Here is an 11,043-nt window from a genome sequence, read left to right as displayed (position 1 = left end):
CAATATCAACTAAAATTAAGCGAAATTTCGGATATAACATAGACTTAAGTTACGAACAGACTTGAGCTAATAAAAAGGTAAGGCACCATGATGGAACAAGTAACTCGTTGGTTAGAAAAAGATCCTGACCCACAGACGCGTGAAGAACTGCAACACTTAATTGACCAGCAAGCCCTGGCTGACCTTGAAGACCGTTTTAGTCAGCGCCTTGAATTCGGCACGGCTGGCTTACGTGGCAAAGTGGGCTGTGGTCCGAATCGAATGAACCGATTAGTCATTCAGGAAACCGCGACTGGACTAGGTCATTACCTTATTGAGCAGGTAGAAAATGCCAAAACTCGCGGTGTCGTGATTGGTTACGATGGCCGTACAGATTCCAGACAATTTGCTCATGATACCGCTTCTGTGCTGACTTCACTGGGGATTAAGGTATTCCTAACCCACGCAGTTGCGGCAACTCCGATCGTCGCATTTGGCGTAAAGAATTTTAACGCGGCTGCCGCAGTCGTGGTCACTGCCAGCCACAACCCGCCTGAATACAATGGATTTAAAGTGTATTGGGAAAACGGCGCGCAAATCATCCCGCCCCATGATTCAGGAATTGCTGCAGAAATTGATATCGCAGCGACTAAGCCGATCCCACTGATGTCGCTTAGCGATGCTGAAACGAACGGTTTACTGGAGTGGTTGAAAGATGACTACTACCAAACCTATCGTCAAACCATGAATGATAATCCGCTGTTGAACAACCATACTCAGCCAGATAGCATTGCTGTCGCGTATACCGCAATGCACGGCGTTGGCGCAGAGATGGCAGAAACCCTACTCGCAGATGCTGGCTTTAACAAAGTTTATAGCGTCGCGGAACAACGGGAACCTGATGGTACCTTCCCGACAGTCAACTTCCCTAACCCGGAGGAAGCGGGTGCTATGGATATGGTGGTTGCGTTGGCAAAAGAGCACGGTGCTGAACTCGCTTGCGCCAATGACCCGGACGCTGACCGATTTGCTGTTGCGGTACGTAAACCGGATGGTGACTACCAGATGCTGACAGGGGATCAGGTCGGAACGCTGTTTGGCCATTATCTACTGTCGCAATCAGACAGCGCGACACCTCTGGTCGGTAATACCATCGTATCGTCTACCCTGCTGGATAAAGTTGCTCAGGCTCATGGCGCACAGTACTACCAGACTCTGACAGGCTTTAAATGGCTAACCAATGTCGCTATGCAGAAGCAAACCGATGAGCAACCGTTCTTGTTCGCCTATGAAGAGGCTCTGGGCTACACCGTGGGCAATAAAGTGTGGGATAAAGATGGTCTGTCGGCACTGGTCGCTTTTGCTCAGCTAACCGCAGAGCTAAAAAGTCAGGGCAAGACAATCTGGGATCAGCTGGAAGCACTTTATCGTCAACATGGTATGTATCTCAATGCTCAACGCAGTATTGCCCTTGATCCAAAATCTCCGCCAGTGGGTGACAAGCTAAGAGCAAATCCACCCACCATGATCGCAGGTAGCAAGGTGGAAGTTACACAAGATCTCAAAACCCAGACCAAACGATTTGCTGATGGGACTGAGCAGCGAATCGACTTACCAGCCAGCGACGTGTTGATCTACCACCTCTCATGCGGCGCTCGTGTGATTGTTCGCCCTTCCGGTACAGAGCCAAAACTCAAATGTTACTATGAAGTCATCGAAGCCTTCGCTGAATCGGACACCTTTGAGCAAGTATTCGATAAAGCATCAGAATCGATGGGAATGTTGATCTCAGAGCATCAGCACAGTCTGCTTTGATATCCATTACCTGAGTTAGCAAAAAGCCCCACACTCAACAGTGTGGGGCTTTATTATTAATAAACCTTAGTCAGCGTCGACGTTTATAGCTGCTCTTTAAGCACTTGCTCAAGCTGCTGATAAGGCACATAACCCGGAATCACCTGCTCACCCACAATCAAAGCTGGCGTACCCCTCAGGCCTAAACCAGTAAACATGGCATAGTTATTCTCTAACTGTTTTTCCACTGAGTCACTGACATTAAGTTGCTTTGTCGTGCCGGTTTTCTGCGCAATCTTCATCAGTGAAGCAGCGTTATGAGTACCCGGTTTAGCAATCAGTAATTGATTCACCTGCTCAAACTTATCACGCTGATTATTCCAAACGTTAAGCGCATAGGCTGCTGAGTTTACTGACGAGCTACCCTCTTTAAGTGGCACGTAAAGGTTAACCACTTTGACTTGTGGGTAGTCAGCGACAAGTTTAGCTAGCTCTGCATCGAGTTTTTTGCAGAACGGGCAGCTGAAGTCGGTAACGTTGTACAGAGTAATCTCTCCGTTCTCCGCCCCCATATAGGTATGGCGAGGGTCATTCAGGTAAGTCTTACTACTCGATAGTAACTGGTTAAACTGCTGCTGTTGTTTGATATACATCGCCAGACTTTCATGCAGACCATCCACAACCTCAGGATTGGCCTCCAGCATCTCAACAATTTCTTCAATTTTATGATTGTCGGATGCAGCGAATGTCGGTGTTGCGAATAGCGCGCTGACAAGTAGCGTTAAGGTTAACTTGTTAAACATAATAAATTCCTATTGATTCAGCCAAAGACGGGCAAGTAACCCTGGCGGAGTCGTAATGCCAGTTGTAACAGATTCAATTTTGCCGTCTTTAACGATAAAAATGGTAGGTGTGACCGAGATTGCCCACTGTCGGAACAGGGATGAATTCTGATCATTGATATTGTTGAATTGATAGCCGTGAGCTTGTTTAAACGCCTCGACTCTTGCCTCTGAGCCCGATGCTCCGGAGACCGCAACAACTGGATAGTACTGACTTATCCATTCGACGGTCGGGCCAACAAATTTGCACACCGGACACCAGGTAGCCCAGAAGTAGATCACCACTGGCGTCTGGTAGCTCATCTCAATGACGTCAAGTTCCGTTCCGTCACTGTGATAAGCCACTATGTGTGGGGCACTTTCGGTCGCGATATCCTGACTACGGTAGATATCCACCGCACTCGTGATCACGATAGCAATCACCAGATACTTGGTGATCTCTTTCAACCAGTAAAGGGCGCGCTTTTTCATTAACTGCGTTCTCCACTCGCTTGTTCAAGTGCTGACATCACCATATCGCTTGTCAGAATCACAGGTAATGCGATCCCCTGTGGCGCTGAAGGTCCGTAGACAATATTGAATGGCACACCAAAGCGACCATTGGCACGCAGATAATCCGTTACAGCGCCGTCGGGATGAGTCCAGTCTCCCTGTACCGGTACCACCTTGCTGTGATTAAGTGCCGAGTAAACAGGATCTTGTAGAATCACGCCAATTTTGTTGGCCTTACAGGTCACACACCAATCTGCGGTAACATTAACGAACACGGTTTTACCCTGCGCCACTGAGTTGGTGATGATCTCATCTGATAATGGCCTCCAAGCCAGATCTTCCGGCAGTGGTGTCGACCAGTGTTTTGCAGTCACGCTACCACCGACCAGCGCGCCAACTAACAGAATAAGCGACGCTCCACCTGAGATTACCAGGGCCTTATCGCCATAGACACGTTTGGTCTTTGCCAACAAGGCAACAAGTATCGCCACTGCAATGACCACCACCCAAAAAGGCGGTAGATGGTTAGTGAGCAGATAAAGCAGCCAGACGCTTGTTATTAACATCATTGCCCCAAACAGCAGCTTAACCTTATTCATCCACGCTCCCGGTTTAGGCAAGTACGCTGCCACACCAGGAAAGGTAGCCACAACAAGCCACGGCAAGGCCATACCTAACGCTAAAGCGGTGAATATCAGTATCATTTCCAGTGCGCTCGCCGCCAGTGCAAAAGCCACTGCAGTGCCAAGGAAAGGCGCTGAACATGGGGTAGCCAGTAAGGTGGCAAACATCCCCTGAAAGTAATGACCCGCATAGGAATCATCTCCTTTCGACGCCAGCCATGTATTGGTATTGGCAGAGAGGCGAAACTCAAACAGTCCCAACATGTTAGCGCCGAACAGTGCAGTGACCGCTACCATAAAGCCGATAAACCATGGACTCTGGAACTGTATACCCCAGCCTATCGCATTACCTGACATCTTCAATATCAATAGGAAAGCAGCCAGTAACCAAAACGAGGTAATAATGCCCGCTGATGATGCAATAAACTGCAGCCGAACTTTGCTCCTCTCCAGTCCCTGAGCGTGAATCACGCCACTGAGTTTCATGCCTAATACTGGCAATACACAGGGCATGACGTTGAGGATCAAACCACCAAGTAGCGCAAAGCCGACCATTTCGATCAAGCTGAAACCGCCACTGACTGTTGAGATCGCGCCAGTACTAACCGATGTGGATTGTTCAGCAACGAAGTCATTGTCTTTAACCGTCACATCGACCGATTGGCCACTAAGGTCAATCTCACCTAACCATGTCGAGACATCAAACAGAGCCACCAGCTTTGAGCCATCCACCTCAACCGATTTAAGCTGATAACTGTAATCACTAATCGCTTCATTAAGGCTATCGACTATCAGCTCGGGAGAGTTCCAACCAAGCGGCTTAGTTAAGGTAACTTGTAACTGATTGCTGTTCGGATCCCAGATAGCATTTTGCTGTTCAATCAGTGGCGACGATTTGGGTACCTGACTGATCGCCTGGGCGTGGGTGAACATTGCCGATTCAGACACCTCAAGTTCACTCGGCACAAACGTCAGAGAGAATGGATAATCCGTTAGCACACAGATAGTCGTACATGATGACAGAGTGAGATCAGCATCCAGATTTACTGGCTGGTTGAAGTCTTTGATGTGTAGCGTCATCGGTATGACGGTGGCGCTCTTATAGCCTAAGGTATGAATACCAAGCAGGTTGAACTGCTGTGGGTAAGGCCAGTGCCATTCAACAGACTGGAGGTTTACCGAGTTCTCCCAGCTGATACTAGGGGCAACCCCACCTTCACCGGGAGAGCGCCAGTAGGTTTTCCAGTCGTCATCAAGCTCAACCTGTAAGAATCCTTCAACGGTTTTCTCTGCTTGATTAACTTGCCCAGTAACCACAAAACGGGTCTTCACTGGTGGGTGTTCTGGCTTTGTCATCCAGCCAGTATCAACCTCTGCATTAGAGGTTGCAGAAAAGAGCACGCTCGCAACTAACAGCCAGAGGCCAAGTATAGTGCGCAGTGCATATAGTGTTTTATTGTTCATTTATGTGTCCAATAGCACCCTGATTTCAGGGTAAAAAATAACAAATACAAACCTTCTCTGATCTCATTGATCAGTTTGCACAATCGTTATTCTCTGAACACACATAAAGTAAGATGAAGCCGGGACTTAGGGACAATCGGTTCGGTAAATTGTGCAGCTACAGGTCGGGTTGAAATCAACCAGGCGACAATGACTAACAGAGCAATAAAGCTAGTAATAACAATATGTTCAAGATTGACCTTGGCGCTGTTTAGTAGCTTTTCGGTTAAATCGCACTGCTCACCGATGTCTGACTTTTGCTCAGTTATCTGAGCCTTATTCGCGAATACAGACTGCTTAAACTGACACACACTGAATAGCCCTGAGTTCTGCATAAGGCAGATAGCAAAAACCCACCCGATAAGCATCAGGGTGATTCGAGCTGTTCTGGCAGGAGTCTTAGGGCTAGATATCAAAACTTATCGGCTTCTCTGTGTTAAACGATGAATGTTATCAGACTGATTGGCAACGAATGTTAGTGTAATGTCTGAAAAGTCTTACTGTATTTTCTTTTGTAAGAAAATCTTGTCCGTACCGGCAGTGGGAAATCCACTATATCGCCCCACTTCCTCGAAGCCTAACTTGGCGTAAAAATCGGGCGCTTGAAAACTGTAAGTATCAAGATAGAGATGCGTAACACCAAATCCTTTCGCCTCCGCCTCTATCCGTTCCATTAACATCGAACCTATTCCAGAGTTGCGATGTTTATCATCAACCCAGAGAAACTCAACAAACAGAGTATTGGTATAGATGTCGCCCGTAAGGCCGCCAGCAAAGTTACCCTCATCGTCCTCAACGTAGCATGCCAGTGTCTGGATCTCCTCGTCAGGCAGGTGGCGCATATTAAAGGATTTCAGGCCGTTGTAGATAACGTCTTTAATGTTCTTAGGCGGGTTGAGAACAAACTGAACATTCATGTTACTTCCTTTCCTCGACAATATTCAGATACAAAAAAGGCCAGCTAACTGCTGACCTTTAACTGACTACTTAGCTTGCAAATGAGCTTAGCATCCAAACGGCGAGTACGACAAATATCAACCCCATAAATTTGTGCTGATAGGTACGGAATTTTTCATTCTCTAACAAGGGTTTGCCCAAAGTACCGACTAACGCCACCAGTAACAGGTTAAATAGCAGGCCAAGGACATTTAACAGCAGGCCAAGCGCTAACATCTGCTCACCCGAAGTAGCAGTGATGTTGCTTGATACAAACTGAGGTAAGAACATAACGAAGAACACCAACGCCTTCGGATTGAGTAAATTACTCACCAAAGCTCGCTGATAGAAAGTTGTTGCCACTTTACTGCTGCCTTCCAACTCAGGCGCATCAGCCGCACTGGCGCGCAGACAGTCCCAGCCCATTTTTAACAGGTAAGCACCGCCGAGTAAGTGCAGTACTTTCAGGGCTACCGGACTCATAGCTATAAGTGCCGACACACCAAGCGCTGCTAACAAAGTAAGAATAATTCCTGAAGTCGCGTTACCTAAGCTGGCAAAGATTCCCACTTTGCGTCCATAACTCATACTTGAACTGGCGATGAGCAACATATCAGGACCAGGCAACAACAATAAAGCAACGACTGCGGTTAAATAGACCGGAAGAACAGTAATATCAATCATTCTTATAATTTCACAACAACAGCAAAGCGCGGAATTTTATACTAAAAAATAACCAGACTCCATAGATAAAAGAAAAGCAACCAAGTAAATATTCAGAACAAATAACAACCACAGAGTGTTAAATCTGATAACAAAAATAGAGCAATTTTGTACAAAAATAATCAACCGCTATAAGCTAGACTCAATCTGCAGCCCGTTAACAACCTAATCAGCAAGGAGAGCGAATGGCAAAAAGTGCTAAAGAATCTGCCAGCTTTCATCTCGCCGGTGAGCTGGGTGGGCTTGAACTTCTGGATGCGAAGTACACTAATCAGAACTTTTCACGACATAGTCATGAAGGCTATACCATAGGAGTGATAGAGAAAGGAGCCCAAAGGTTCTATCGAACTGGCGGCAACCATATCGCACCGCAGGACAGTATCATTCTGGTTAATGCCGACGAGGTGCATAATGGTCAGACGGCAACGGAAGGCGGCTGGGAATATAAAGCCATGTATCCGCTTCCTGAACAGTTTGAACAGCTCAGTCAGGGGCTTTCATCAAGAATTGCGACGCCATACTTTACCGAGCCAGTCGTCTATGACCCTGAAATGGCGCAGCAATTGAGGTTAGTCTTTAACACTCTCGCTCAGTCCGATAACAAGCTGCTAAGAGAAACCTTGGTCTATGGCACTCTGGTCAAGTTGGTCTCACGCCATAGTAAAACCCGAGTTGATTGGGAACCCAAAACCCGCAGTCAACGACAGCTGGTGTTAGTAAAGGAGTTTCTCGATGATTTTCCCCAAGCCGATGTTAGTTTGGAAGATCTGTCGAAACTGGCTGGGCTCAGTCCTTACTACCTAACGCGAAGTTTCCAAAAAGAGTTTGGCTTACCGCCTCACGCTTATCAGATCCAGGCTCGCTTGAGAGTTGCTAAGCAGTTACTGCGTCAGGGAATGCGCATTTCAGATGTGGCTCAAGAAACTGGCTTTCATGACCAAAGCCATTTTCATCGTCATTTCAAACGCGCATTGGGTGTAACTCCAAAACAGTTTGTCGGTAACAATTAGACAGCAAAAACGTACAAGCCGACCGTCACCAGTGTGTGACTAAATGGATGTATCAGCCACTATCAAAAGAATAATTATGAGTACCATGACCATAGATTCACACCCACACCTAAGCCGCTCACAACTGTTCTGGCAAGGTGCACTCGCAATGGTGCCGCTAAGCATCGCCGTCGTACCCTGGGGTCTGCTCGCAGGCTCTTTTGCTCTGGAATCCGGACTGAATGTGGTCGAAAGCCAGGCCTTATCTGCCATCCTGTTTGCAGGTTCCGCTCAATTGGTGGCGACGGGAATGTTTAAAGTGGGAGCATCGCTGACCACCATGCTGCTGGCGATCTTTTTTATCACCTCCAGACATCTACTCTACAGCGTTTCGATGCGCGACAAGATCAGCCCTCTGCCGCTGAAATGGCGACTTGGCCTCGGTTTTCTGCTCACAGACGAACTCTTCGCTATTTGTGGTCAACAGTCAGAAAAACAATTTAATCGCTGGTATGCGCTCGGAGCCGGACTGAGCTTTTATCTGTGCTGGAACCTTGCCACCTTAGTCGGCATCGTCGCTGGCAGCTATATTCCAGCAATGAATGAACTAGGTTTGGAGTTCGCCGTAGCCGCGACCTTTATCGCACTGGTCATCCCCAATATTAAGTCATCACCAGTATTGGTTGCGGTAGTCGTCTCATTAACAACATCAGTGTTATGCGCTCTGTCAGGCATTGAATCAGGTCTGATGATAGCCAGTGTCGCTGGCATGCTGGCTGGTTATGTTACTGAGTCATTTAAGGGGCGCGCATCATGATTATGTTATCAATTCTGGCAATGACCGTATTAGTGTTTCTAAGCCGCTACCTGTTTTTAGAACCTCGCTTGCCGCTGAGACTCAATCCACAAGCTCAACGTTTACTGGCATACTCCAGTCCTTCGGTACTGACCGCAATTTGGGCGCCGATCGTGTTCATGCCAGATCAGGAGTTGTGGCTATCAGCAAGCAACCCTTACCTGATTGGTGCGCTCGTTGCTGCTCTGCTGGCATGGAAAACCAAAAACGTCTTGCTAACGACTATTGTCAGTATGGTTCTGTTTCTGTGCCTTAAATTACTCTAGCCAAACAGAGCTGCCAGTACCAGCAACACTAGCGCCATGACGCCGATACATTTAAGCAGTAGACCAATATTGTTACTGCCTCCGTTAGGCGCCTGATTGCAACATCCCATAAAAAACCTCCAATTGAGTCTTCAATTGGAGGTTAATCCTTGTCCCTGGGGCAGAGTAAAGCGTTTATTACTCAGCGACCCACTCTATTTCGATCAGAGTCTTATCAGCGGACTTTAATCTGGCGAGAAAGACGTCCGACGGATGAACTTCCCCTACCCCTTGCGGTGTGCCTGTCATGATGATGTCACCATCGCATAAGGTGGTGTAACTCTTAAGCTCATCTAAGATCACCTGCGGTGAGTAGATCATCTGAGGCACCGAGCCTTTTTGCACTCGAACACAGTTAATAAACAGTTCAATCTCTAGCTGATTGATATCGAGGTCTTGCAGCGGAATAAATCGACTAAATACCGCCGAACCATCAAACGCTTTGGCGCGCTCCCACGGTAAGCCCTTTGATTTAAGACTCGACTGTAAGTCTCGTTTGGTAAGATCGAGTCCAAGCCCAACCGCAGACAATTGCCCTTCATTAACCAGAAAACAGATTTCAGCTTCATAATGTAAGCGCTCTTGATGAAACGAGCGTAGCTGGCCAGATATAGAGCTTGGCGGTTTCAGAAACACCACCATTTGATCAGGAATAGCATTGTTCAGCTCTTGGATATGTTCTAAATAGTTGCGTCCAACACATAATATTTTGGTTGGTTCTACCAACGAATCACCAAGCTTTACTGAACTCATGTCACCATCCCTGACTGTAAAATTAAGAGAGGGCTATTCTAATCTAAGTGGCTAATAAAAAAACGATTTAAAACTAAATATAAGAACCACTGCCCATTATTATTGATGTTTCGAACAGCACAATAGAAAAACGCCTATTCAACATTGAATAGGCGCTAACACGATAGTGTGTTAAGGCAGTAGAACTTTAATTATAGGAAATAGCGTGCGCCAATGATCCATTTATCATCATCTTTGGTTGCCGGGTCGTCATCACCTAAGTCGATTTCATATCCGGCAAAGGTCATCAGTTTAGGCGTGATGCTGTATTCAGCCTGAATAGCTGTCTGGCTGTAGAGAGTGAAATTGGTCTTATCATTCTCTACTGCTTCGTAGTTAACACTCAGGTTGAGACCGTTTTCCATACCAAACGCCAGCAGACCTTCTAGCTGAACCGTCTCTTCCAAGTCATCATAGAAGTACTCATTCATACCGTAGACACCCGCCACATAAAGGCCATTGCCGTATCTACCGTAATTAAGCGCAAACATGTGAGAGTTAGCGTCTCGTTTCACACTAGAGATCTCAAGGTCACCGCCAGAGTAGGTATACCCCAGTCCAATACCCATAAAGTTAGCTTTAAGGGCAACTTGTACTCTTGCATCAGCGTTGGATTCAGTTTCCTCACCTTGCCAGCCTAAACCGAAATCCATACCGCCATCTTCCCCGAACATCAGCGATTTTCGGTAGCTGACCATTCGTTCAGCGCGCCCTGTTCCGAGTAAGTTATGGTTTTCATATAGATAGTCGTTAGCGAAAGCAATAGGTAAGTCTGCTACACCAGCGATATCGTAATAAGGTGCCCACTGTGTACCGACCACGGCACGACCAGCTTGTTCATGGGTGATACCTAAGTAGCCCAGGCGTGTAGAAAAGGTATTTTCTCCACCATCAAGGTAATTAAGTGCCCATTCACCTTTGGCATCAACCACCACGCCGTTACCAAGATCCTGAGTACCGGAAATGTTGATTCGAGGTGAGACCTGATTGACATCGACGTCTTGATTCGCCGCGCGAGTCGAGGTTCCTTTATCGTATTCACCAATCCCGACATCGACATAACCACCGATTGAGATTGTCGAACCTTCGCTGTTGTAGATTTCTGCCGCGAAGGCGTTAGTACCACTTGCTGCTGCCACGATAGCCGCGGCTAATAATTTAGTATTCATAGTTAATGTCCGTATTTGGTTTAACCAGTGTCCGAATTAG

Annotated in this window: 12 protein-coding genes; 4 read left to right on the top strand and 8 right to left on the bottom strand. The window is 47.0% G+C overall.

From position 1 onward, the window contains the following. The first annotated feature begins 87 nt into the window (after window positions 1–87). Window positions 88–1,794, top strand: a complete 1,707-nt coding sequence (locus RH46_RS05815; RefSeq protein ID WP_006878453.1) for a phospho-sugar mutase — start codon at window positions 88–90, stop codon at window positions 1,792–1,794. An 83-nt stretch (window positions 1,795–1,877) separates the two neighbouring features. Here the strand turns inward: RH46_RS05815 and RH46_RS05810 are convergent, their stop codons facing one another. From RH46_RS05810 to RH46_RS05785, 6 genes are all read right to left on the bottom strand, one after another. Next, the gene (locus RH46_RS05810; protein WP_006878452.1) at window positions 1,878–2,576 is read right to left on the bottom strand and encodes a DsbA family protein; all 699 of its coding nucleotides are present in this window, start codon (window positions 2,574–2,576) and stop codon (window positions 1,878–1,880) included. Between the two features lie 9 nt (window positions 2,577–2,585). Beyond that, window positions 2,586–3,086, bottom strand: a complete 501-nt coding sequence (locus RH46_RS05805) for a protein disulfide oxidoreductase (RefSeq protein ID WP_006878451.1) — start codon at window positions 3,084–3,086, stop codon at window positions 2,586–2,588. Next, window positions 3,086–5,194 (bottom strand): protein-disulfide reductase DsbD family protein, encoded by a 2,109-nt coding sequence (locus RH46_RS05800; RefSeq protein ID WP_006878450.1) that lies wholly within the window; start codon window positions 5,192–5,194, stop codon window positions 3,086–3,088. The genes RH46_RS05805 and RH46_RS05800 overlap by 1 nt, the downstream gene beginning before the upstream one ends. An 86-nt stretch (window positions 5,195–5,280) precedes the next feature. Next, window positions 5,281–5,601, bottom strand: coding sequence for a hypothetical protein (locus RH46_RS05795; RefSeq protein WP_050789232.1), 321 nt, complete (start codon window positions 5,599–5,601; stop codon window positions 5,281–5,283). 129 nt (window positions 5,602–5,730) lie between these two features. Then, window positions 5,731–6,150, bottom strand: a complete 420-nt coding sequence (locus tag RH46_RS05790; protein WP_006878448.1) for a GNAT family N-acetyltransferase — start codon at window positions 6,148–6,150, stop codon at window positions 5,731–5,733. 70 nt (window positions 6,151–6,220) lie between these two features. Then, complete coding sequence (locus RH46_RS05785) at window positions 6,221–6,853, bottom strand: LysE family translocator (RefSeq protein ID WP_006878447.1); 633 nt, start codon at window positions 6,851–6,853, stop codon at window positions 6,221–6,223. A 224-nt stretch (window positions 6,854–7,077) separates the two neighbouring features. On the opposite strand from RH46_RS05785, the gene RH46_RS05780 reads away from it, so the two are divergent. The 3 genes from RH46_RS05780 to RH46_RS05770 all read left to right on the top strand — a co-directional run bounded on the left by RH46_RS05780 (window position 7,078) and on the right by RH46_RS05770 (window position 9,003). Continuing rightward, entirely contained in the window at window positions 7,078–7,902 is an 825-nt protein-coding gene (locus RH46_RS05780) for an AraC family transcriptional regulator (RefSeq protein ID WP_006878446.1), read from the top strand. Between the two features lie 76 nt (window positions 7,903–7,978). After that, complete coding sequence (locus RH46_RS05775) at window positions 7,979–8,698, top strand: AzlC family ABC transporter permease (RefSeq protein ID WP_006878445.1); 720 nt, start codon at window positions 7,979–7,981, stop codon at window positions 8,696–8,698. Continuing rightward, the gene (locus RH46_RS05770; protein ID WP_006878444.1) at window positions 8,695–9,003 is read left to right on the top strand and encodes an AzlD domain-containing protein; all 309 of its coding nucleotides are present in this window, start codon (window positions 8,695–8,697) and stop codon (window positions 9,001–9,003) included. Before RH46_RS05775 ends, RH46_RS05770 begins: the two co-directional genes overlap by 4 nt. A gap of 177 nt (window positions 9,004–9,180) precedes the next feature. Here the strand turns inward: RH46_RS05770 and RH46_RS05765 are convergent, their stop codons facing one another. Both RH46_RS05765 and RH46_RS05760 read right to left on the bottom strand, forming a co-directional pair. Further along, window positions 9,181–9,795: a fumarylacetoacetate hydrolase family protein gene (locus tag RH46_RS05765; RefSeq protein ID WP_006878442.1), complete on the bottom strand. Its 615-nt coding sequence runs from the start codon at window positions 9,793–9,795 to the stop codon at window positions 9,181–9,183. Between the two features lie 191 nt (window positions 9,796–9,986). Continuing rightward, window positions 9,987–11,003 carry a porin gene (locus RH46_RS05760; RefSeq protein ID WP_006878441.1) on the bottom strand — a complete coding sequence of 339 codons (1,017 nt, stop codon included), beginning with the start codon at window positions 11,001–11,003 and terminating at the stop codon, window positions 9,987–9,989. Window positions 11,004–11,043: the final 40 nt, after the last annotated feature.

Source organism: Vibrio brasiliensis LMG 20546 (assembly GCF_000189255.1).
GTDB lineage: Bacteria > Pseudomonadota > Gammaproteobacteria > Enterobacterales > Vibrionaceae > Vibrio > Vibrio brasiliensis.
Note: the sequence above shows the minus strand (reverse complement) of the source record. Positions and strands in the feature narration are given on the sequence as shown.

Bases quoted from the DNA above. Each gene is read 5' to 3' on its own strand.
- RH46_RS05785 (WP_006878447.1), bottom strand. From the start codon at position 6,853: ATGATTGATATTACTGTTCTTCCGGTCTATTTAACCGCAGTCGTTGCT.
- RH46_RS05795 (WP_050789232.1), bottom strand. From the start codon at position 5,601: ATGCTTATCGGGTGGGTTTTTGCTATCTGCCTTATGCAGAACTCAGGG.
- RH46_RS05810 (WP_006878452.1), bottom strand. From the start codon at position 2,576: ATGTTTAACAAGTTAACCTTAACGCTACTTGTCAGCGCGCTATTCGCA.
- RH46_RS05790 (WP_006878448.1), bottom strand. From the start codon at position 6,150: ATGAATGTTCAGTTTGTTCTCAACCCGCCTAAGAACATTAAAGACGTT.
- RH46_RS05780 (WP_006878446.1), top strand. From the start codon at position 7,078: ATGGCAAAAAGTGCTAAAGAATCTGCCAGCTTTCATCTCGCCGGTGAG.
- RH46_RS05800 (WP_006878450.1), bottom strand. From the start codon at position 5,194: ATGAACAATAAAACACTATATGCACTGCGCACTATACTTGGCCTCTGG.
- RH46_RS05760 (WP_006878441.1), bottom strand. From the start codon at position 11,003: ATGAATACTAAATTATTAGCCGCGGCTATCGTGGCAGCAGCAAGTGGT.
- RH46_RS05765 (WP_006878442.1), bottom strand. From the start codon at position 9,795: ATGAGTTCAGTAAAGCTTGGTGATTCGTTGGTAGAACCAACCAAAATA.
- RH46_RS05775 (WP_006878445.1), top strand. From the start codon at position 7,979: ATGAGTACCATGACCATAGATTCACACCCACACCTAAGCCGCTCACAA.
- RH46_RS05805 (WP_006878451.1), bottom strand. From the start codon at position 3,086: ATGAAAAAGCGCGCCCTTTACTGGTTGAAAGAGATCACCAAGTATCTG.
- RH46_RS05815 (WP_006878453.1), top strand. From the start codon at position 88: ATGATGGAACAAGTAACTCGTTGGTTAGAAAAAGATCCTGACCCACAG.
- RH46_RS05770 (WP_006878444.1), top strand. From the start codon at position 8,695: ATGATTATGTTATCAATTCTGGCAATGACCGTATTAGTGTTTCTAAGC.